This is a genomic window from Schaalia sp., from assembly GCF_050312375.1.
Classification (GTDB): Bacteria; Actinomycetota; Actinomycetes; order Actinomycetales; family Actinomycetaceae; genus Pauljensenia; species Pauljensenia hyovaginalis.
Genome location: NZ_JBNOYB010000041.1, coordinates 27,782 through 49,481, shown reverse-complemented (window position 1 = coordinate 49,481; position 21,700 = coordinate 27,782). Strand labels below are relative to the sequence as shown.

22 protein-coding genes are annotated in these 21,700 nt (G+C 61.8%); 12 read left to right on the top strand and 10 right to left on the bottom strand.

Annotated features, from left to right (window positions below; genetic code table 11):
• Positions 1-465: 465 nt before the first annotated feature.
• The 5 genes from ACQY7V_RS03175 to ACQY7V_RS03155 all read left to right on the top strand — a co-directional run bounded on the left by ACQY7V_RS03175 (position 466) and on the right by ACQY7V_RS03155 (position 3,910).
• On the top strand, positions 466-993 hold the full coding sequence (locus tag ACQY7V_RS03175) for a type IV toxin-antitoxin system AbiEi family antitoxin domain-containing protein (RefSeq protein ID WP_428638881.1): 528 nt from the start codon (positions 466-468) through the stop codon (positions 991-993).
• Between the two features lie 413 nt (positions 994-1,406).
• A complete protein-coding gene (locus tag ACQY7V_RS03170; protein WP_320772490.1) occupies positions 1,407-2,198 on the top strand; it encodes a putative ABC transporter permease in 792 nt (263 codons plus the stop codon).
• Positions 2,195-2,689, top strand: a complete 495-nt coding sequence (locus tag ACQY7V_RS03165; protein WP_428638879.1) for an HD domain-containing protein — start codon at positions 2,195-2,197, stop codon at positions 2,687-2,689. The genes ACQY7V_RS03170 and ACQY7V_RS03165 overlap by 4 nt, the downstream gene beginning before the upstream one ends.
• 177 nt (positions 2,690-2,866) lie before the next feature.
• Positions 2,867-3,202 carry a low temperature requirement protein A gene (locus tag ACQY7V_RS03160; protein WP_321082270.1) on the top strand — a complete coding sequence of 112 codons (336 nt, stop codon included), beginning with the start codon at positions 2,867-2,869 and terminating at the stop codon, positions 3,200-3,202.
• 117 nt (positions 3,203-3,319) lie between these two features.
• Complete coding sequence (locus ACQY7V_RS03155) at positions 3,320-3,910, top strand: low temperature requirement protein A (RefSeq protein WP_321082269.1); 591 nt, start codon at positions 3,320-3,322, stop codon at positions 3,908-3,910.
• Between the two features lie 354 nt (positions 3,911-4,264).
• Here ACQY7V_RS03155 and ACQY7V_RS03150 read toward each other — a convergent pair whose 3' ends face one another.
• Both ACQY7V_RS03150 and ACQY7V_RS03145 read right to left on the bottom strand, forming a co-directional pair.
• Positions 4,265-5,905, bottom strand: a complete 1,641-nt coding sequence (locus tag ACQY7V_RS03150) for a ricin-type beta-trefoil lectin domain protein (protein ID WP_321082268.1) — start codon at positions 5,903-5,905, stop codon at positions 4,265-4,267.
• Between the two features lie 79 nt (positions 5,906-5,984).
• A complete protein-coding gene (locus ACQY7V_RS03145; RefSeq protein ID WP_428638877.1) occupies positions 5,985-7,004 on the bottom strand; it encodes a LacI family DNA-binding transcriptional regulator in 1,020 nt (339 codons plus the stop codon).
• 88 nt (positions 7,005-7,092) lie between these two features.
• Here ACQY7V_RS03145 and ACQY7V_RS03140 point away from each other — a divergent pair, with 88 nt between their 5' ends.
• The 4 genes from ACQY7V_RS03140 to ACQY7V_RS03125 all read left to right on the top strand — a co-directional run bounded on the left by ACQY7V_RS03140 (position 7,093) and on the right by ACQY7V_RS03125 (position 12,472).
• A complete protein-coding gene (locus ACQY7V_RS03140) occupies positions 7,093-8,460 on the top strand; it encodes an ABC transporter substrate-binding protein (RefSeq protein WP_321082266.1) in 1,368 nt (455 codons plus the stop codon).
• A 41-nt stretch (positions 8,461-8,501) separates the two neighbouring features.
• Positions 8,502-9,362, top strand: a complete 861-nt coding sequence (locus ACQY7V_RS03135) for a sugar ABC transporter permease (RefSeq protein ID WP_321082265.1) — start codon at positions 8,502-8,504, stop codon at positions 9,360-9,362.
• Position 9,363: 1 nt separating this feature from the next.
• Positions 9,364-10,248, top strand: coding sequence for a carbohydrate ABC transporter permease (locus ACQY7V_RS03130; protein ID WP_321082264.1), 885 nt, complete (start codon positions 9,364-9,366; stop codon positions 10,246-10,248).
• Between the two features lie 115 nt (positions 10,249-10,363).
• Positions 10,364-12,472: a glycoside hydrolase family 2 protein gene (locus tag ACQY7V_RS03125; protein WP_321082263.1), complete on the top strand. Its 2,109-nt coding sequence runs from the start codon at positions 10,364-10,366 to the stop codon at positions 12,470-12,472.
• A 189-nt stretch (positions 12,473-12,661) separates the two neighbouring features.
• On the opposite strand, the gene ACQY7V_RS03120 is transcribed toward ACQY7V_RS03125, so the two are convergent.
• From ACQY7V_RS03120 to ACQY7V_RS03105, 4 genes are all read right to left on the bottom strand, one after another.
• The gene (locus tag ACQY7V_RS03120) at positions 12,662-13,384 is read right to left on the bottom strand and encodes an ABC-2 transporter permease (protein WP_235361929.1); all 723 of its coding nucleotides are present in this window, start codon (positions 13,382-13,384) and stop codon (positions 12,662-12,664) included.
• Complete coding sequence (locus tag ACQY7V_RS03115) at positions 13,381-14,259, bottom strand: ABC transporter ATP-binding protein (protein WP_428638874.1); 879 nt, start codon at positions 14,257-14,259, stop codon at positions 13,381-13,383. Before ACQY7V_RS03115 ends, ACQY7V_RS03120 begins: the two co-directional genes overlap by 4 nt.
• 28 nt (positions 14,260-14,287) lie before the next feature.
• Positions 14,288-14,665, bottom strand: a complete 378-nt coding sequence (locus ACQY7V_RS03110) for a GntR family transcriptional regulator (protein ID WP_154478006.1) — start codon at positions 14,663-14,665, stop codon at positions 14,288-14,290.
• Between the two features lie 401 nt (positions 14,666-15,066).
• Positions 15,067-15,732, bottom strand: a complete 666-nt coding sequence (locus ACQY7V_RS03105; RefSeq protein WP_428638872.1) for an HAD family hydrolase — start codon at positions 15,730-15,732, stop codon at positions 15,067-15,069.
• A 335-nt stretch (positions 15,733-16,067) separates the two neighbouring features.
• Here ACQY7V_RS03105 and ACQY7V_RS03100 point away from each other — a divergent pair, with 335 nt between their 5' ends.
• Together ACQY7V_RS03100 and ACQY7V_RS03095 are read left to right on the top strand one after the other, a co-directional pair.
• Entirely contained in the window at positions 16,068-16,643 is a 576-nt protein-coding gene (locus ACQY7V_RS03100; protein ID WP_235361925.1) for a TetR/AcrR family transcriptional regulator, read from the top strand.
• 37 nt (positions 16,644-16,680) lie between these two features.
• Positions 16,681-17,637: an HsmA family protein gene (locus ACQY7V_RS03095; RefSeq protein ID WP_229770393.1), complete on the top strand. Its 957-nt coding sequence runs from the start codon at positions 16,681-16,683 to the stop codon at positions 17,635-17,637.
• A gap of 143 nt (positions 17,638-17,780) precedes the next feature.
• Here ACQY7V_RS03095 and ACQY7V_RS03090 read toward each other — a convergent pair whose 3' ends face one another.
• The 4 genes from ACQY7V_RS03090 to ACQY7V_RS03075 form a co-directional block, all read right to left on the bottom strand.
• On the bottom strand, positions 17,781-18,065 hold the full coding sequence (locus ACQY7V_RS03090; RefSeq protein WP_428638869.1) for a hypothetical protein: 285 nt from the start codon (positions 18,063-18,065) through the stop codon (positions 17,781-17,783).
• Positions 18,066-18,168: 103 nt separating this feature from the next.
• Entirely contained in the window at positions 18,169-19,086 is a 918-nt protein-coding gene (locus tag ACQY7V_RS03085) for a CorA family divalent cation transporter (RefSeq protein ID WP_428638867.1), read from the bottom strand.
• A gap of 110 nt (positions 19,087-19,196) precedes the next feature.
• Positions 19,197-19,928 (bottom strand): carboxymuconolactone decarboxylase family protein, encoded by a 732-nt coding sequence (locus tag ACQY7V_RS03080; protein WP_428638864.1) that lies wholly within the window; start codon positions 19,926-19,928, stop codon positions 19,197-19,199.
• Positions 19,929-19,953: 25 nt separating this feature from the next.
• Positions 19,954-20,976: an alpha/beta hydrolase gene (locus tag ACQY7V_RS03075; RefSeq protein ID WP_428638862.1), complete on the bottom strand. Its 1,023-nt coding sequence runs from the start codon at positions 20,974-20,976 to the stop codon at positions 19,954-19,956.
• Between the two features lie 106 nt (positions 20,977-21,082).
• Here ACQY7V_RS03075 and ACQY7V_RS03070 point away from each other — a divergent pair, with 106 nt between their 5' ends.
• Entirely contained in the window at positions 21,083-21,514 is a 432-nt protein-coding gene (locus ACQY7V_RS03070; RefSeq protein WP_428638860.1) for a MerR family transcriptional regulator, read from the top strand.
• Positions 21,515-21,700 lie beyond the last annotated feature (186 nt).

The following is a 21,700-nucleotide window of genomic DNA, read 5'->3' as shown; positions in this document are numbered from 1 at the left end:
ATACTGCGCATACGCGCCGCCGCCCGCCTTTGCTGGTAGGCAATCAAGGGGCGACAGCAAGGAGTGCTGCCGCCCTGCACTATTATTCAGAGAGGGGGAATTTCCATGAACGACCAGAAAGCCTACCAAGAGTATATCCAGCGCAGATACAACGCCTTTTGCAAGGCTGTTATCCGCTATGCCTGGCAGCGTCCGTCCGTGCCGGAATTATGGAGAGCTCCACATAATTCTGTTGCATTTCCCTGCCTTTTATGATACTATTTTGATACTAAGAAAATTAACAGCCGAAAATAACAGGTAAAATATTAACAATTTTGCGAATATTTTGCTTGCGAAAACACACCAGATGTAACTTCATATACTTGAATTTGTCGAGTGGGAGTAGGTCGAATCCGGCTGCTGCCAGGAAGCGGTATCGAGTAGTGCTTCGCGCGCTCATGCGGAGACAAAGCGCTTGAATTGGAGGTGCGGTGTCGCAATTGTGGGGTAAAAGCCTGCAATTGCGACACGGGTGCTTCGAATCACGTAGGGGCCATCGCGCGGCTCTCCGAGTCCGAAGGCGTCTTCACCACGGCCCAGGCGAAGCGCATGGGCATCCCGCGCGACGCCCTGCACGACGCGGTCGAGTCCGGCCGCCTCGAGATCGGAGACCTGCGCCTGTCGCCGTACCGGAAATATGCCTCCAGGAGGATGAATACGAGGAATCCGTCGGCGAGTTTCGCCAGGCGCGAGGTGGCGCGCAACGAGGTGATGTTCGCGTCGGGGCTCCCTGTGACGTGCCCCGAGCGCACTGTGTTCGACCTCGTCGTGGACGATGAGGAGCTCTCGCTGGTGGCGGACGTCCTGGGCGACGCTTCGAGGAAGTTCCCCGACTTCGACTACGGGAGACTCCAGAGGCTGCTCGAAGGTCGTTACGGTGAAAGGCGGGGGCGCGGGATTCACCAAGGCCTGATGGAGGACTCCGGACTTCTCGGGAAGGAGGCGCAAACATGAAGTACAAGAGCGCCGCCGCGCTCGAGATGGCGGTCAAGGCCGCCGCCGCGGCGGGGCAGAAGCCGAAGGCATGACTTGGAAGCCGACAACGTGCAGATGGAATAGATATCTACGTCTTCGAATGAGCGCCGCTCGACGCTTTGCCCGTCGTCGGGCGGGCGGGAGGGCATGGAGAACCTTCGGGTTTTGCGAGGATGGGATCTTCAGGGCCTGACTGCACGCTTTCGGTGATGGGAAGGCCGAAGAATCTCCGGCTCTCCCGCTTCGCTGACCGCATCAACACGGGCGATGCCGCGATTGGCTGGGAGTAGGCCGACGAGCGTCTTTCGCACCCGGCCGAGCATGCCGACGACTGAGGATGACCTCACTGCGAAGATGGGGGATACTCGTTCCATGGCAGTGAGCGGGGCGCGATGAGTCTGAGCGCATACATCGTCTGGTTCATGCTCGCCTCGATCGCCGGATGGCTCTTCGAGTCCGCCTACAGCATCGTGCGCAACGGCCGATGGGAGCGGCGCGGATTCCTCTTCGGCCCCCTGTGCCCGATATACGGCTTCGGCGTCGTCGCCGGGCTCCTGCTCTTCGGCAGGCCCGGAGCACTGATGGCGGATTTTCCCGCCTGGGCCGTCTTCCTCGTCAGTATGGGAGGAAGCGCCGTCCTCGAATACGGCGTCTCGGTCGCCCTCGAGCGGCTGTTCGGAGCCGTGTGGTGGGACTACTCGGACCTGCCCGCGAACCTCAACGGTCGTATCTGCCTGCCCGCATCGCTTCTGTTCGGCGCCGCAGGGGTCTTCATCGCCTCCGTCCTCGCGCCGCTGCTCAACGAGGCCGAGACGCGCATCAGCCCGGGTGCATTCGAGGTTATTGCGCTGGTGTCGGTCGCCCTGGTGGCGTGCGATACGACGGCGACGGTCATCATTCTCAGCGACCTCAAGGAGAAGATCGTCGGAATCGATGAATCCGCGAACGGATATGCGAGCATGCGCGTCGAACAGGCGGTCGGCGCCGTGCGCTCGGTATCGGATCGCCTGAACGGCGGTGCCAAGAAGATCATCGGACGGCAGGGCGGACTCGATTACGTCGTCGCCCAATTGAGCGGACGGCAGTTGCGCATTCTGGCGCAACTGCGCAGATTCCGCTCGGAGGGCGTACGGGAGAAAGTCGATACCATCCGTCGCGCCGTTCAGGATCGAGGAGAAGAATGACGGGACGGGCTCTCATGGGGACGGGGAAGACCCGTTTGGCGCTGCAAGTCAGGGAAACGGCCGACGAACTTGCGAGGACGGGGCGCGTCGCCGAGATGGGGCGTTACATCCAGCACGGAAGCGTTTCCACGCTCGAGCACGTCCTGAGGGTCGCCGACAGGGCTCTGGCCTGTTCGCGAAAACTGGGCATCCGGGTCAGCGAAGACGAGCTCATCCGGGGCGCCATTCTCCACGACTACTACCTCTACGACTGGCACGATCCCAACATCAAGGGGCATGCGACGAAGCATCCCCTGAGAGCGTTGAAGAACGCGGAGGAGGATTTCCTCCTCACCGATAGGGAGCGCAACATCATCGCCGCGCACATGTGGCCGCTCCCTCTAACCCGCGTCCCCCGGTGCCGGGAGGCGTGGCTGGTCTGTTTCGCGGACAAATGGTGCTCGCTCGAGGAGACGCTGTTCATGCGCGGCGCCGCCCGCGACAAGCCCTGAAGCCCGGCGAGTCGGTCCCGCGCGCCCAGTTGCGATGTCGTGATCGAATCCGCTGCGCACGTCGATGCTCGACTCCGTCTGCAGACGACAAGCGGTCGGAAGCGCCGATGAATACGAAGGGAAGTCCCATGCTCAAGAAGCTCTTCTCTCCGGCGAGGGGCGTCTCCAACATCGAACTTGTTCTGCGACCTCATCTTCGTGTACTGCATCAGCGTCATCACGGGCGTGCTTCATCATCCGGAGGGCGGTTTCTTCGGAGGTGAGGCTTACGCCCTTTACGCGGTCGACATGCTCACCATCCTTCAGGCGTGGTTCTTCACGGTGCCCTTGCAGAACCGATACGGCGACGGCGGAGCATTCGACAAGGCGTGCCTGTTCATCAACATGTTCCTGCTGTTCTTCATGGCGGGATGCGTCGGCGACGGCTGGCGGAGCACCATGCTCACCTGGAATCTTGTGTGGGCCTTCGTGCTCGTCGATCTGCTCGAGCATTGGGGGATCAAGCGGCTCTGATACACGAATTTCGAAGAAAGCGACAAGCGCATCATGGATCGCACGATGCTCGTCCTCGGCGTGCAGGCGATCGGCGTGTTCGTCGCGGCTTTCCTGCCGTGGGAGACAGGTTAGTGAGTGCCGCTCGCCGCATTCGCATTCGGATGGCTCGCACTCGCTCAGAATGGGCGCCTGGCGGAGAAGCCTGCGCGTTTCGACCACTTGGCCGAGCGCTGTTCGCTCCTCGTCATCGTGACTTTCGGTGAAATGATCGTCGGCATCACCGGGTACATGGAGGGCAGCCCCGACGTTCTCTTCGCCTTCCTCGTTTTCGTGTTCGTCGTGGGACTCTTCCTCATGTACTTCTTCGACTACGACTACATGCTCGACCGTCACCGTGAAGGTTCAGGAGTCGGTTTCATACTGCTCACCGCCTGGATCGTCTTCGTCCTCGGAAACATCACGGTATCGCTTGAGTATCTGCCCGAGGAGGGCATCGACGCGTCGGTGAAAGGCGCCTATCTCGCTTCCGCTCTGTGCGTCTATCTCGCGTCTTCTGCTTCTCCTCCGCAGGTACAACATGCCCCGATTCCGTTCGTCCGGCGCGGTCGTCCTGGGCCGTCTTCTCGCCTGCGCCCTGATCGGAGTGACCTCGGTGCTCGTGGAATCCGCTCCCATGGTCGTCTTGGCGTGCGACGCTCCGATCGTCTGGGCGGTCCTCGGCGTTGAATACGCGCTGTTCCGGAAACTGCGTGAGAAGAGCGCGGGACTGAAAGGTGCCGAGCTGTAGTGTTCATCTCCTGGAAGACCCCTAGCTCATCGCCGTCTTCAGGTCAGTTGTCAGGCTCATTCTGGACAGTTCCAAGAGAACTGTAAAAGCCGGTTTCCGCTTTGCAGAATTTGCCTCTAGTACCGGACCTCTACCAGCCATCAATGGCTGTAATGGATCGACGTGACGGCTGGGATATGTCAGCGCGCCGCCCTCGGCTTTGGATCGAGGGCGGCGCGATTGGTCAAGGCGAGCGTGAGCGTATTCGCTGCAACCTCAGGTGAACAGGCAGTTGCTCGAAGGGAGCACGCGCGTCATGCGATCAGTGACCATCGTTGAGTCCATAGACCATTGCAGTCGTAGATCTGCAAATCGGTACCCTCGGCGGTGGACCCTTGTGGATCGTCGAGGCAACGAGCCGACTGCGGGTTGAAAAGCGATCCATCTGCGCGCAACTCCCAACGCTGTGCACCCGAACCATTGCACTCCCACAGCTGGACCTTCGTGTGGTTCGCGGTACCTTGCGCATCGACGTCGAGACACTTGCCCAGTGATCGGAGGCTGCCATCCGGGTGGAGAGCCCACTGCTGTCCCGAAGCTGAATTACACGTCCACAGCTGTACGGCTCGTCCGTTGACTGAGGTGTTCGTGTCGACATCGAGACACATGCCAGCAGGCCCCTGCAGACGTCCGAAAAGAAGCGGCATTGTTCCGGTGCCTACGCGAATCTCGCACTGGTTCGATACACCGAGCCAGGTTGATGCGAAGTAGAGAAACGAAGCGCCGTTTTCGATCGGTAGGACAGGCGAGGAATAGCCGGGGCAAGATGGCGTGTTCGAAGCGTATCCGCCCGTTGGGGATACGGCGATGGGCAGAGACATTTCGATCCAAGGGCCCTGTCCTGCGTGAGTATTGGTGAGAGCGACCGTCCCTGATTCTGCGAGGACGGTCTTATTCCCCGTGGGGCCACTTGTTACGCGCTGTCCTGTGATTATGAGTGTGCCGTCGGTGCCGCCGAATGGAGACCATGAGATGTACGGAGTGTGCAGCAAATGCCGCTCATCCGCTGTGGAGACGAGAGTTCCTGCCTCGTTTGCCGACCCCCAGGTCAGGCCATCGTCAGAGAATTTGATATAGGTTTCGCAGGCATGATCCGGATCGGTGGCATCACGACACATCTCATAGCTCATCACAGTGCGTCCATCGGGGAGCTGAGCAAAGGTCTGCATTCCCGGCCGCGCCAGATCGTCGTTCGGGAAATAGACATCTTTAATGATCTCGGTGGACCAGGTGCGTCCGCCATCTATTGATGTGTAGTGTCCGATGAACTGATTGTTAGTCCTTGTGTTAGCAGGGCGTTCATCGGAGATGAAGCACCCGAGAGTTCCGTTGTCGCCGAGGAGGAAGACCGGTTCCCAGATGCCATGACCCCAAGTATTCGGCATATTCGAGGTCTGCGTGCAATTCGACAAATAGCTCCAGGTCGCGCCGTGGTCGTGACTGATGAAGACCTCGATGGCCTGCTGGGTGTAGTCGCCGATCCTCCACGCAGTTCCAGCCGCGAGAATGTCGCCAGCCTTCAGACCGGGTGCATCGCGAGGCACCTCGTAGAGAGTAGGAGCTTCAAGGTCCCACCCGGGGGTGTGGGAGAAGATCTCACTGACTTGCATCCATGTGGCGCCGTGGTCGGTGCTGCGATAGATCGGGAGCGAGGTCGGGGCGTTATGCCTCTCCTTGGCGAAGGAAGCCAACACGGTCGAAGGCGAAGCCTCGTCGTGGGTGAGTTCAATGGCGCGAGGATATCCGGCTTTGGCATCGGGGAAGATGCTGAGATCCGGGGAATAGAGAACGGAGCCTCCAGGGTTCGCTTCCGCTCGTGCCGGTGGCTGCGGGCTCGCGCAGGTGAAGGTGAGAGCTGCTAGTGCTGCGGCGATCAAAAATCGGGGAACGTGCATGGTTGCCTCCTAAGAAAGCGGGCCTCGTTGCCCGGGAATCAGGATGCACGAACTTTGCCAACGTTGCAATGGGGGTGGATCAGTTCCGGTGATCGAGTCCCCCGCAGCTCTCTCTGATGATCAAGCGATGGGGAGCAGTGAACTCCTCTGGTGGACGATTCGGATCCTCGAGGCGTGAGAGTAGTAGTCGGATGGAGTTCGATGCGATCGAGGCGATGTCGAGCGAGACTGTTGTGAGTGACGGCGTGGAGAAGCGTCCTTCGGGGATGTCGTCGATGCCGACGATGGACACGTCATCCGGGATTGAACGAGAGAGGTCCTTAACTGCTCTCAATGCGCCGATCGCCAGGAGGTCAGAAAAGCAGACGATTGCATCGATGGTGTGATCTGCGGTGAGGAGGGAGTGTGCGGCTTCGTATCCCGCCTCGCGCGAATAGTGGGCTGTCGGGGCGACGAGGGTTTGGTCGAAGGCGATGCCTGCGTCTGCAAGGGCCTTGCAGTATCCGGCGAAGCGATGTGCCGGGGTTGAGAAATCAAGCTGCGGTTGAGTGCCGATGACGCCGATTCTCTTGCGGCCCAGTGAAATGATGTGAGTCGTTGCTTCGTAAGAGGCGAGGACGTTGTCGATCGCCACTCTGTCGTGCGCCTCATTTGTCGCGTCTTCGCCCAGTAGGACGATCGGTGTCGATGGGGACGCGGCGATAGGCGGGGGGGTGCGGAGTGTGGTATGCGAGGCGAAGAGAATGCCATCGTAGAGGACTGCGCGCTTATCGAAATGCCTGTCGCTGCTCGGTTCGATGTCGTTCGTCTGCGTGATCGTGATCGAATAGGCGTGGGCGGCGGCGGCTCGGATCACCTCTTTTGCTAGTTCGGAGAAGTATGGCACGTCGATTTCGGGGACAGCTAGCAGGAGCACCCCGGTTCTGCCTGTGCGCAGAGTCCTCGCAACGGGATTGGCGTGGTAGTCGAGCTCCGCTATGGAGGCGAGGACCCTGTTTCGGGTGTCGGTGCTGACGTGCGTGTAGCCGCTGACCACGTTTGAAACGGTGCGGATCGAAACGCCCGCATGTGCGGCGACATCACGAAGAGTTGTTGCCATGTTCGGGATCGTACAAGGCGTTTGCAACGTGTGCACAACCGATGTATATTTGCGCACGATGGCAAAAGTTCACGAAGGAGTGTGTGCCATGTCTCTGACTCGCGTATCCCCGCGCGCTGGGCGTTTCGGTCTCGTCCTCGCAGGCGTCGCGGCTCTGGTCCTCAGCGGTTGCGGTCCCGACGTCGTCGACTCCGCTGCAGAATCTGCCTCGACCGACAAGCTCCAGGTTGTCGAAGATGAGTCCCCCTCTGGTGAGATCGTCATCTGGGATCGTTCTGGTGACCTTTTTGAGGTCTTCGACAACGCCATCGCGGCCTTCAATGAGAAATATCCTGGCATCGTTGTCAAACATGAGGCTGTTGACATTGATGCTAAGTTGCAAAACACTCTGATCGCAGGTGCGGATGTTCCGGACGGCGTGTTCCTCGATGATGCGAAAGTCTCGATGTACACCGAGCATCTTTGGGATCTCAGTGATCTTCTTGCGCCCTACGCCGAGGATATCGCGCCTCAGAAACTCGATGTCAATCGCAGCGCAAATGGAATCTACGGGATCCCGTTCGATCTCAATCCGGGTCTGTTGTTCTACAATGCTGAAGCCCTGGCTGATGCGGGTATCGATCCAGCTGAGATCAAGACGTATGACGACCTTCTTGATGCGGCTCGGGCTTACAAGAAGTACAAGCCGGAATCCGGTCCCATTCATCTCGAGCAAAGTGCCTTCCTTGGGCAGCTCCAGCTCGAGATGTATGCGAGCCAAATGGGTACCTCTCTGGCAGACGCCGAGGGAAATCTGCGCCTTGATAGCGACGAGTATCGCCAAATCCTCGAATTCCTCAACGTCGTTAACGGAGAAGGGCTCGGCACTCGTGCTGAGTACCTGGGGCCAACCGATATTGCCGAACTTGAAAACGGTAATGAGGTCTTCTACCCCTGGGCGATTTGGTTCAGCTTCGCCCCTGAGCAAATGCTCGAGCAGACGAGTGGCGCATGGCGGGCGATGGAGCTGCCCGCATGGTCCGAAGAGGGTGTGCGAAGCGGCGCTATGGGAGGTTCCTCTTTCGTCTTGCCGAAGCAAGGCAAGAACTCTGAACTCGCATGGCTTTTCTACGAATTCCTCATGTATGAGGCGGATGGGTACAAGAAGGTGTGGGGGCCGAGCGAGGTATACCCGTCGGGCCTGATGACTTCGATTCCCGCCTACCTGCCCGCAGCCGATCCCGAGGCGTCCCTCTTCGAACCGGTCGCGGCTCTGGGGAACCAGAACCTGTGGGCAGTAGCCGGTGAGGCGGGTCGGCAGATTCCCGGTGGTACTCCTATTCCGAGCTGGTGGATCGGCGCGACAGACTATCTCGGCAATGATCTGCAACTGATGTATGACGGCAAACTCAATGTCGACGAGGTCATCGAGAAGGCGAGCGCGTCGATTCAGGCGAACCTGGTTGAACGGCAGTGAGCTCTGTGAGCAGCACCGTGCAGTCGCGTTGGAAGAGGGGGATGGGGCAGCGCAAGCGGTTGACGCCGTACATCTTCATCGCTCCTTTCATCCTCCTCTTCCTCGCCTTCACCGTCTATCCGGTTATCTTCACCGCCCGGCTGAGCATGACCGACTGGCATGGGGCGGGTGCGGCATTGTGGGTCGGTCCCGACAACTACCTGTATCTGCTCAACAATCCGGACTTTTGGAACTCTCTTGGGAACTCAGCAGTCCTGTGGATCCTCATTCTTCCGGTGCAGATGGTGGCGGCCCTCATCATCGCCGTCCTGCTCAACTCTGCGGGCCTGCGCTTCCGCGGCGTCTACAGGGTGATCCTCATTGTCCCGTATGTCACCCCGCTGGTTGCGATTGCCCAAATCTGGACCGTGCTGTTCGATGCTGGACATGGTGCCGTCAATGCGCTTATGGGGCTTGTCGGCCTGCCGGAGGTCGGGTGGCTCACAACGGTTGAATGGGCGAAACCTACGCTCGCCCTTCTCTTTCTTTGGAAATCAACTGGATTCGTTGTCATAATCTTGTTATCGGGCCTGCAATCGATCGATTCTTCCCTCTATGAGGCGGCTGCGCTCGATGGTGCCGGCAGGGCTAGGCAGATTATATCGGTCACGGTCCCGCTTTTGCGTCCGACCCTGGCTTTTACGATCGTCATGCAAACCCTCGGCGTCTTCCAGATGTTTGCAGAACCTTTTGTCGTTACGCAGGGCGGGCCATACAGATCCACGACGACGGCTGGTTATCACCTGTACAACTACATCACACGGGGTGATTTGGGAACAGGAGCTGCGAATTCGCTCCTCTTGGTCGTCATCATCATGGCTGTTTCATTGCTCTTCGTCCGTCTGTTGCGCTCTAAGGAATGACATGCTCGTCTTGTCGAACCGCTCCGCCAAGGGATCTGCGCGAAATCTGTCGCGTCACATCGGCGCTCACTTTCTTCTTATACCGGTGTGCATACTCGTCCTCGCTCCTGTCCTATGGTCCGTTGGTTCTGCTTTCAAGCCTCCGGTTGACATCGTGCGTCACCCTCTTGAGTTCAGGGTGTCGGAGTTCACTTTCGCGAATTTCTGGGCGATGCTTGAGGATGTGCCCCTGGCGAGAGGATTCCTCAACACAACAGTTGTCCTCCTCGTAAAGGGGTCGATCACTCTCTTCTTCGCGCCGCTCGTCGCATTCGGCTTCGCAAAATATTCGTTCGTGGGAAAGAACTTCCTGTTCGGGACGGTTCTCATCACTCTCATGCTCCCGACGATTGTTCTCATCATTCCTCTCCTCCTTGAGATGAAAACTCTAGGCTGGGTCAACACCTATCAGGCGCTTGTTCTGCCGGGAGCTGTCGATGCGTTTGCGGTCTTCTGGATGAGGCAAGTGATTTCAGATGTGCCCGATGAACTTCTTGATGCTGCACGCGTTGATGGCTGCTCAGAATTCATGATTTTTATCCGCATCGTCATGCCGGTGATTCGACCGGGTCTTGCAGGGCTGTCCGTTCTGACCATCATGAACATCTACAATGATTTCGTCTGGCCGGTCATTGTTGCTTCAGATGACAAGATGGCGACCCTGCAAGTCCTCATGTCTAGCCTGGCGCAGAACATCTCTGGAAATCGGATTGGCGCCGACTACGCAACGGTTACGGGAGAGCTCCTCGCTGCGGCGACGGCCGCGCTGATTCCCCTGCTCATCCTTTTTATGATCTTTCAAAAGCATTTCATCAATGGAATTCTCGCCGGCAGTGTCAAGGGGTGATCCTCGTCGTGAAGCCTTGTGCTTCTCGCCCTTCGGCGCGCTTCGATGCGGATGAATATGCTATCTGTCCTTTTTTCTATGGGATCTTTGAACGTGTATGCGAAAGGAACTGGTCATGAGTGATGTCCAGCTGTCTTCTCTGCTTAATCCTCGGTCTGAGTACCCGAGGCCTGACATGGATCGTTCCGAGTTCTGGCAGTCCCTCAACGGGCTCTGGAACTTCAGTGCCGACGGTGTTGAGGCTGCACAGATTCTCGTCCCCTTTGCTTGGGACACTCGAGCTTCAGGAATTTGTCGCTCCTGGCTGGAATCTGCCGTTTACCAGAGGGGCGTTACGATCGATTCAAGCTGGATCGGGCGACGTCCAATCCTGTGTTTTGGGGCTGTTCACCACTCGTGTCGGATTATTATCGACGGCGAGCAGGTGGGAACGCACATCGGTGGATATGAGTCCTTCGAGCTCGATCTAACCGGCCGTTTGCGCCCCGGAGTCGAACATGACCTTCAAGTCGAGGTGTTTGCGCCCGCCGACAAACGCTCCATCGCTCATGGGAAACAACGCTCGATTCCTAGGGATGACTATGACGGGGTGAGCTTCACTCCGACCTCGGGTATTTGGCAATCGGTCTGGCTCGAAGGCCGTGGATCCGCCTACGTGACGGCGATTCGGCTGCGTGGTGATGATCTCGAATCGATCGCCGTCGATGCGCAGCTGGCCGGGCAGTGGCGAGCGGGGCAAGAGGTGAAGATTCGTCTGCTTGAAACCGGTGAAGGTCTGACGACAGTAGCCGATGATCGTGGGCGCGTTCAGGCGCGCCTGAAGCCCAGGCATCCTCACCTTTGGTCGCCTGAGGATCCGTATCTCTACCATGTTGAGTTCTCTACAGGCGAAGGCGATGCGCGCGATCTCGTCACGGCCACAACGGGCCTCAGGGAGATCCGCATTGAAGGGCGGACGATCCTCCTCAATGGTCGTCGGATCTTCCTGCGCGGCGTTCTTGACCAAGGTTATTGGCCGGATTCGGGTCTGACCGCCCCGACTCTCGATGCTCTTGAGCGCGATCTTGAACTTGCGAAGAATCTTGGTTTCACGATGGTGCGCAAACACTTGAAATTCGAGGATCCCCTCTGGCTTCACCGGGCCGATGCTATGGGAATGCTTGTCTGGGAGGAGCCGGCGTGCCCGAGCAGGTTCAGCGAAGAGAGCGCGCGCGCTTTTGAGGGGCAGCTGCCCGCAATGGTTGAACGCGATGGGAATCATCCTTCGATCATTCTGTGGGGTCTTTACAACGAGGAATGGGGCCTGGACTGGGATATCCCAGGTAGTGGAGTGCGTCGTGCTGCGGCAATGCGCGCCTATGATCTGCTTGCATCCCTCGACTCGAGCCGTCCCATTGTTGAAAATTCCGGATGGAATCACGTCAAGACCGACGTGGTTGATTGGCACTACTATGAGCCTGATATCCGGACGTGGAGTAAGTCCATCCCTTCACTTATCAATGACCCCGACGCAGCGTTTCCCGTACGACTAGGCCCCGATTTCGTCGTCGACAAAAGAGTGATCGCCGATGGGTATGAGAGCCTTCTGAACCGTCCGAACATCAACAGCGAATACGGCGAAGGGTGGACGAGTCTTGAACGTGCTTGGCATCTGCGGTGGGAGACTCAAGAACTGCGCCGGCATGATGGACTGAGTGGGTACGTCTATACCGAGTTGTGTGACGTCGAACATGAGGCTGCGGGCATTCTGGATGCCTGGCGCAACCCTAAGGAATGGGGTGGTTGTAACCCGTCGGATGTTCATGCGGAGACCGTGCTTATCGTCGATCTCGTGCCGCTTCGTGCGGGCGCGGATATCGAACCGCCAACTCGGGGGCTGCCTCTGTATGTTCGTGTTTCTCATCATGGTCCAACGTCGATTCGCGGAGTGATTCGATGTGGCTGGTCTGCGTTCGGAGCTTCTGCTGATCAAGTGCGCGGACAGGTGGTGAGCGCGCTTCCTGTTGATGCTCATCCCTTCAAAACGACGCATCCGGTGAGGATCGAAGCCCCGGCTCGTGAGGAACCGGGACGTCTGCATCTTTGGCTTGAAAGCGACGAGGGGTGCATCATTGCGAGAGCCTTCCTGGATGCAGCGCTTGTTGAGCCGCAGAACAGGCGCGGTGCGCGTCCCGGGGACTCCATTGCTGTGCCGACGCCTGGGTGGACTGAATCTGAGAGCTGAGGCGGAGTGAGCATCGAGAAACCGGCTCCTGCGGCCATCTTTTGATGATTGCGGGTCGTCGTTTCTCGATGTCTGCGGTGGTCATAAGGAGCGCCTTGCTGCCTTCTGACTGGATGGGCACGAGAGGCTCGACGCCTATAACAAACGTCGAACCCCTCGTGCCCATCGGTACGTCGTGGACCTGTGACCTCAGAACTCCCGTCTCTCGTAGAGCTTCACGGCGATGGCGCAGGAGAGCGCGAGGAGGACGAGCGTCAACAGGGCGAATGCCCCGAGGAGGAACAGCAGCAGTCCGCTCGGCGTCGCAAGCGCGGCGGGGAGCACGGCCCTGAGGCGATCGCCGAGGCCGGAGGATGCGGCGAAGGAGGAGCCTCCCCCGATGAGGAATGCGAGCGCGAACATCGTGAGCATCGGGACGAAGGCGGCGGCGCCCTTCGCGCCGATCGCGGCGAACAAGGGCGTGGATATTGCTACGGAGATGCCCGCGATCAGCGCGGATACGGCGCAGACGAAGATCCCCAGAGCGGTGGGGGAGGCGATGGTGAAAACCGAGTCGAAATCGGAGCCGGATGGGAGCGTCGGCGTGATGACAAGGCCGTAGGTCCACGAGACGAGTGAGCCGAGCAGGAAGGAGACGCACATCGCGCTCAGGGTCTCGAGGTAGCGGCCGATGATGACTGAACGGCGCGCCTGCGGCATTGCGAGGCGGAAGACGCCCCACCCGTTCTGGTCGTCATTCGCCCAGAGCCTCAATGAGAGCGTGTAGGGGAGGAAGATCGCCAGCGGCGCGCCGATGACGAGGGGCGTGTCCATCGCCACCGTCATGAAGATTCCGAGGATGAGGCAAACGGCGGCGGTCAGTGCGAGCTGCGCCTTCGTGATGGCGAGATCCGTCATGATTACTTTCTTCATCGCCGGCCTCCCAGAGTCATGAGCATGTACTTCTCCACCGTTGCGGGCTCGAGCGCGATCCGGCCGAAGCGCTCGGCGAATGCGAAACGCTCGCGGACGAGGACTTCGGTGCTGTAGGCGCCGGGGACGATAGCCAGCGCATCGTCGAGGGCGGACTCGGCGCGAAGCGCCTCAAGGTCGGCGCTCGAGCAGATGGCGACGCCGGCCAATCCCGTGATCTCCTCCTTGGTCAAAGAGAAGACCATGCGGCCGGCGTCGATGCAGGTGACCGTGTCGGAGCAGGCGTCGAGGTCGCTCGTGATGTGCGTGGACAGCAGGATGGCGCGCTCGCCCTCGGCGACGAAATCGAGGAGGACGTCGATCGTCTCAGCGCGGGCCATCGGGTCGAGGCCGGCGGTCGCCTCGTCGCAGATGAGGAGGTCGGGTTCGTGGGCCAGGGCGAAGGCGATCTGGAGCTTCATACCCATGCCGCGCGAAAGATCCTTGATCTTCTTCTTCGGGTCGATGCTGAAAGCGTCGAGGTGGCGGGCGAAGAGGGAGTCATTCCATCGCGGGTAGTTCGTCCGGCCGATCGGGCCGAGGGCGCGCACTCGGAGCTGCTCGGGGAAGGGACAGGTGTCGAGGACGACTCCGATCCTTTCGAGGAGGCGAGTCCGCGTATTCTCGCTCGAGCGGGGGTCTTCGCCGAAGAGTCTGATCTCGCCCTCGTCGGGGGAGGTGAGACCGAGGATCGTTTTGATCGTCGTCGTCTTCCCGGCGCCGTTGCGCCCGACGAATCCGGCGATCGTGCCCGCTTCGACGTTCAGGTTCACGCCGTCGAGGGTGAAACCGGGGTAGGTCTTCTTCAGGCCGGTGACCCTCAGAATGTCGCTCATCGATGGTCCTTTCGGTTCGCCGCTGCGCTCATCGTGCATCCGCGGCGAGGAGATCGATCATCTCGTGGAGGTCCTTCGCCTCGAGTCCGAGGGAGGCCCCCTCGTCGACGATCGCGGCGAGCCGTGATTCGAGGGTGCGCAGGGCTTCCTCCCGTTGGAGTTCGAGGCTGCCTCCGGTGACGAAGCTGCCCTTGCCTTGGACGGAGTCGATGAAGCCGGCTGCTTCAAGGTCGGCGTAGGCCCGTTTCGTCGTGATCACGCTGACCTTGAGGTCGTTCGCGAGCGCTCGGATCGAGGGGAGCGCCTGCCCAGGCGCGAGTTCGCCCGAGAGGATCGCATCGCGGATCCGGCTCGCGATCTGCTCGTAGATCGGCTTGTTCGACGAGTTCGAGATGATGATGTCCATAGTTCTCCTGAGGGCTCCTCGCGGCCATGAGGAGCCCGATGACCGATGCATCTGATTATGAAGTGTATATGCAATATGCACACTGGTCAATGGGGGGGCGAGGACGGGACCCTGCGCTGAGAACGCGGCGGCGCGCGAGAGCGGCAGCGCTCGCGCGCGCCGACTTGGAGTTGAATGCGCCGGTTTGGAGTTGAATCGGAACTTGCCGTTCGTGTTCGCCCGGGCCTCTTCAGGGGCGAACGTCTCCGTGCCGTCTGCGGAAGCCGCCGGCGAGTTCGCGCTTCGCCTCATTGGATGCACAAAGCGCTGCGGCTCAGGGAGTGCTGAGGATGCGGCCGATGTTCGCTCGACGGAGGATGGAAGGCCGATGCAACAGCGGGTCCGAGGGCCGCGCGTGCGGATCAGAGGCCTGCGGACCGCTCCTTCTCGAGGAATCCGATAACGTCATTGAGACCGTCGAGAACGGCGGTCGCCATCGCGCGGTGCTCCTCGTCCGGCGCCTGCATATCCGGAATGCAGATCACCCGCATTCCCGCGTTGGCCGCCGCTTCGATCCCCATCGTCGAATCCTCGAGCACGAGGCACTCACTCGGATCGATGCCGAGGCGGGCTGCGGCGAGGAGGAAGACCTCGGGGTCGGGCTTGCCGCGGGAGATGTCCTCGGCGAAAGCGCTCGCCGCGAAAAAGTCGACGAGTCCGTGCTGCTCGAGAACGCTCATCGCTCTGGGCCTCTGCGACGAGGAGGCGACTCCGATCCCGTACCCGCGCGCCTTGAGGTGATCCAGCAATTCGCGGGCTCCGGGCTTGAGGGGAACGCCCTCGGCGCGGAGGGCGGCTTCGTCGGCGTGGATCCGCCGAGCGACCTCCTCGCTGGACAGGGGGAGCTTGAAGTCGGTGACGAAAGCCCGGGCGATCGCGGGAACGGGTCTGCCCGCGTAACCGGCCGAATAATCGTCGCGGGTGAAGGGGTGCCCGTGATCGGCGAGGATCTCCGCGTAGACGCGGTGGAAAAGCGTCTCGGAGTCCACCAGTAGTCCATCGAAGTCGAAGATGACGGCGCGGATCATAGGTCCTCCTTTGACTGCGAGCCCCGTGCCCGCCCTCCTCCAAAGATAGTGGGGGAGCGGGTTTTGGTGCGCGTGGGCTCCGGGTTGATCCGGAGTGGGCGGATCCGGTGCTCTCATTACCCGAAAGGTGCCCAAGAAGGGAGATGCGCATGCGTGGAGCCCATGTTGGGCACCTTTGGGGGATTGTGAGGGGGTTGTTCTGGTTGAGGAGTGGGGTGGAGTGGCTGAGGGGCCTGCGAGAGCGCCTGCCCGGCTTGATTCGGAAGGGGGTGTGCACGATACTGAACACTGTTCAGTGAACAGTGTTCAGTATTCGTTCCGCGGGAGGCGTTCATATGCCGAAGCAAGTCATCGACAAGTCCCGGCTCACCGACACCGCCTATGCCATTGCGGAAGAAGAAGGGCTCAGCGCCCTGTCCATCCGCAAGCTCGCCGCAGCATGCTCGATCTCCATCGGCTCGGTCTACACCTACTTCCCGACGAAGGCCGACCTCGTCTTCGCCGTCGTCGAACGCTTCTTCGCACGGAGCATCGTCGAAGACTTCTGCCATGCCGAACCCGACGAGGGCTTCGTCCGCTTCATCCGCCGTTTCAAAACGACGATGGACGAACTCATGGGGGAGTACGCCTCGACCTGGCTCACTGAAATCCATGCACTGCCGCGGGATGAGCGCGAACGCGGCCGAGAGGCCGCCCTCGCCCGACTCGGGCACATGCGCCACGGACTCGTCCAGGTCCTGCGCACCGATCCCCGGATCGCCCCCGGCGTGCTCGTCGGTCCGCTCGACCCCGAAGCCCTCGCCTCCTTCGTCACCGATCGCCTCATCGCCGCGCTTCGCGACAAGGAAGACCTCGACACCCTCTTCGCCCTCCTGGAGCGCGCACTCTACAGCGCCCATCCGAGCGAATGATCCCCCTCATGCTCCTCACCATTTGAAGGAAGACCCCATGACTCTCATGCTGGGGGCGGCCATCGCCGCCATCACCACAGCCCTCCTCCTCTACACGATCGGAGTCTTCGGCGAACAACGCGCCGGAGTCCTCACCGGACGCCACCTCGGATTCTTCTGGGCGGGCTTCGCCTTCGACTCGATCGGCACCTCGATCATGGGACGAATCGCCTCCGCCGATGACGGTGCCGGCTCCGGCCTCCACGCGGCGACCGGCGGGATCGCCCTCGTCCTCATGGCGATCCACGCGGCGTGGGCGAGCATCGTCCTCGCCCGCAAGGATCAGCGCCGTCTCGCCCAGTTCCACACCTTCTCGCGGCTCGTCTGGCTCTTCTGGCTCATCCCGTACCTCATCGGGATGCTCCTCGGCATACCGGGGATCCGCCTGTCCGACGCCGGGGTGACGGTCCTCGCCGCCAGCCTCGTCGCGGCCCTCGCCCTCGTCCTCCAGGTGCTGAATCGCCCGCGTCGCAAAAGCGCTCCGATCCTCGCCGTGCGTCGCGAGAACCTGCTCATCGTCGCCGGAGTCGTATGGATCATCGCGGGCCTCAACGTCGTCAACATCGGCCTTCATGCGGCCGCCGAACTCGGCGGCGCCCACCTCCCCGGCATCGCCCTCCTCCTGATCGGCGGGCTCGCGGTCTTCACGGCCTTCCACGCGATGTTCGGCCGCATCGTCAAGAAGAACGCCGCGCGGATCCGCGCTCTCGCCGGAGAAACAGTCAGCCCGCTGCGCTTCCTCGACGCGAAGGGGTATCTCATCATGACGGTCATGATGGGCGGAGGGATCGGGCTGCGCGCAGTCGGCCTCATCCCCGCGTGGTTCGTCTCCTTCTTCTACACGGGCCTGGGCACCGCGCTCGTCCTGACGGGCGCCGGGTTCCTCATGCATCGCCGCAGGGGAGCGGGCTGGACCTACCACTCCTTCGGCCGCGCTCAAGCGCTCGGCGCCTGAAGTGCGTCAACAAGCACTCGCCGCCTGAGCGGCCCGTCAACGAGGGCGGGCAGTCCGGCCCCCGAGCGCGCCGCGAGGCCCGCTGCCCCGCCCTCGTCCATCCGCGACTCGCGCCCTCGCGCAACGCCGATTCTCGACGTCGATCAGAGCTTCCCGCCATACACGGGGAAGAAGGAGCTCTCACCGTAGTCGGGCAGCCCGCCCGCAGCGTTGAGCAGCGTCATGTCCTCCTCGGCGATCTCGAAGCCGAGCGCCGCGTTCTCGTGCATGCGATCCGGATTCTTCGTCTTCGGGAGCGCGACCATGCCGAGCCTGCCCGCCTCAAGCGCGTCCTCGAGAGCGCGATAGGCCGCGATGTTCCCCTCGACGTGGCGGTCCTGCGACTGATTGACCTCCGCCCACGGCCGGGGCGAGTGGATGATCATCAAGTCGAGGCAGTCAAGCCCGTCGTCGTCAGCGTGCGCTCGATCCCGGCCGCGGCCTCCTCGTAGGTCTTGTGCTCGGCGGCGACCACGGCGCGACTTGCGCGCCCTACAGCCACTTCCGCTTCTTGAAGTAGAAGAGCGAACCGACCGCGACCAGCGCCGACAACGCGATGACCGCGGGGTATCCCCAGCGGCTCGCGAGCTCGGGCATGTGGGCGAAGTTCATGCCGTACCAGCCCGCGATGAGCGTGAGCGGCGCGAAGATCACGGTCACGACGGTGAGGACCGTCATGATGTGGTTCTGCTCGATATCGAGGTGCATCTTGTAGAGGTCGCGCATCTGGAGCGCCTGGTCGCGCAGGGACGACGACTGGTCGCGGAGCTTGTCGAGGCGTGAGTAGACGGTCCGGAAGTAGCGCAGGTCCTCCTCGGCGAAGAAGCCGTTCTCGTTCTCCTCGAAGAGGGTGATGAGATCCATGAGGTGGTCGTAGTGATCGTCGAGGTCGCGCAGCTCGGATCGCATGCGGTTGATCCGTTGCGGCGCGTCCCCGGCCCGGTCCTCCATGATCGCCGCCTCCATCGCGTCGAGCTCGCGCTCGTAGTCCCGGAGGACCTGCGGGTCGCCCTTGATGATCTGCGTGAGGAAGTCCGCGAGGAAGCGCTCGAGTCCGGGCTTCCTCCATCGCTTCGCCTGGGCGATCGAGGCGACGAGGGTGGAGGCGTTGCGATCGGCGTCGATGAAGACGACGCCCTTCTCATCGAGCGCGAAGGCGAAACGGGTCTCGGGAAGATCGGGATCGGCCCGGTCGGGGATGAAGATCGTCCCCGTGATCGCGTCGTAGTTCGCGCTCGCCTGGGTGTCGAGGGCGGCCGTGATGTCCGGGTCGAACTCGATCCCCATGTCATAGGCGTCCTGTCCGGCGGCCCACTCCTGCGGGGTGAGGACGGCGACAAAAGGCGACCCGGAACCGGGGATCTCATCGATCTCGCACGCTTCGAGTCTTTCTCGGATGAGGTAATGCATCGACGTCTCTCCTCGGGGCCTGGGTGGAATCTTCCGACTAGGACGGTGCGAGGGGCGAGGAACCCCGCAGTCGACGATCGTACGCGCGACCGACGAGGGGCCGCGGAGGCTCAGAGGGCCGCGTACTCCTCGTCTCCGACCGGGGCGAGCCACTCGTTCGATACGCCCTCGCCGGGAACGGCGATCGCCAGGTGCGAGAACCACGAATCGGCCCGGGCGCCGTGCCAGTGCTCGACGTTCGCGGGGATCGAGACGACATCGCCCGGTGCGAGGGGACGCGCGGGCTCGCCCTTCGCCTGATACCAGCCGAGGCCGTCGACGCAGATGAGGAGCTGCCCGCCGCCCGAAATCGCGCGATGAACATGCCAATTGTTCCTGCATCCCGGCTCGAAGGTGACATTCGACACCGGAAGGACGGCCTCAGGCCCGGTGAGGGGCTTGAGGTAGGAGCGGCCGGTGAAGTACTGCGCGTAGGCCTCGTTCGGTTCCCCCATTCCGAAGAGGCCGCCGTGCCCGCCCTCGTCCTCGGGACCCCACACCTCTTTCGCGAAGCGGAAAGCGCCCCACGCGTTCGGCCACCCCGCGTAGAAGGCGAGGTGGGTGAGAACGCCCGCGATCTCGGAGCGGCTCACGCCGTTCGCCTTCGCCGTGGCGAGGTGGTAGCGCAGGGATTCGTCGACGACGCCCTTGGAGACGAGGGCGGTGACGGTGACGATCGAGCGGGTCTTGAGGTCGAGAGCCTCGTCCGACCACACCTGCCCGAAGAGGACGTCGTCATTGAGGGCGGCGAACTGCGGGGCGAAACTCCCGAGCGAATCGCGTCCGGCTGTTTGTACGACCATTGTGGGTCTCCTTTTCCCGGTGTCTTCAGCGCGTCGTGCCGCGGGCGAGGGCCGAGGTGAAGAAGCTCGCGATCCGATCCCAGGGGATCGCGCCGTCGAGCGCTCCGGCCTCGCCGCCGTCATAGAGATCAGTGTGCGAGGCGCCCGGGATGAGGACGAGCTCCTTGTTCTCGGGCCTCACCCCGGCGGCGAGCTCCTCGTAGGCGGCTTCTCCCATGTAGCGCGAATGCGCCTTCTCGCCGTGAAGGATCATGACGGGCGCGTCGATCTCGCCGATGTACCTGAGGAAGCGCGCATTCGCGTAGGCCTGGGTCCCGACCGCCGACCAGCCCTCCGTCGAGTTGAGCGAGCGCGGGTGGAAGCCGCGCGCCTCCTTGTAGTAGGCGTGATAGTCGCGGACGAAGTCGGGCGCATCGGCGGGCAGCGGGTCGACGACGCCGCCGGCGCGCGGATTGTCGCCCGTCTTCGCATTCGAGGTCCGCTGGGCGGCGAGGGCGACCCTGGCGGCCTGACGTGACGCGGGCTCGTCCGCGGAGTCGAAATAGCCCTTGCCCGCGACCCGGGTCATGTCGTACATCGTCGAGGCGACGGTCGCACGGATCCGGGGATCGGCGGCGGCCGCGTTGAGGGCGATCCCGCCCCAGCCGCACACGCCGAGGATGCCGATCCGTTCGGCATCGACGTCCGCCCTCGTCGTGAGGTAGTCGACGGCGGAGAGGAAATCCTCGGTGTTGATGTCCGGGGAGGCCGTGTACCGGGGCAGGCCGCTCGATTCGCCCGTGAAGGACGGGTCGAAGGCGATCGTGAGGAAACCGCGCTCGGCGAGCGTCTGCGCGTAGAGTCCCGAGGACTGCTCCTTCACCGCGCCGAAGGGGCCGGAGACGGCGAGTGCGGGGAGCGGTCCGACCGCGCCCTTGGGACGGTAGAGATCGGCGGCGAGAGTGAGGCCGTAGCCTGTTGCGAAGGCGACCTTCTCATGGTCGACGAGGTCGGAGAGGGGGAAGGTCTTGTCCCACTCGCTCGTGAGATCGAGGTCGGCGGCGTGCATCCGATGCGTCCTTTCTTCCGAGACTCCCGACGGTCGGGCTCCCGCGTCCCTTCAGTTGTAGAATCTCAAGTTGACTTGAGGTCAAGCGTGAAGGTGAGGAGATCCCATGCACACCATCGGTGAAGTGTCGACGATGTTCGGACTGCCGGTGTCGACCCTGCGCTACTACGACCAGATGGGCCTGCTCCCCGAGATGCCGCGCGTCGGGGGATTCCGCCGATTCGGGCCCGAGCACATCGAAGCGCTCCGCGTCATCGAATGCCTCAAAGGCTCCGGACTCGAGATCAAGGACATCAAGCGCTTCATGGACTGGTGCGCGCAGGGGCCGAGCACCTACCCCGAACGGCGCGCCCTCTTCGACGAACGCCTTACCGAAGTCGACGCGAGGATCGCCGAGCTTGAGAAAGTCCGCGCGATGATCGAATTCAAGCGCTGGTATTACGGGCGCGCCCTCGCGGAGGGGAATGAGGACTTCGCCCGGAGCATCCCCGCTGATCTTCCCGACGACGTGCGGGAGAACTACGAGCTCGCGCACTGACGATCCTGGCCGGCGAGCGCCCGGCCCCGTCCCGACGAAGGGCCCGCCCTCGTCCCCGCAGTGCTCATGCGCCCCGCCGACTGGGGAGGAATGCTTTCGATGGGACAAAGTGATGCTTTCGGCGGGGCGCGGGCGATGCGGATAGGCTGGGCCGACAAGCGACGATACCGATCGGCGATACCGATC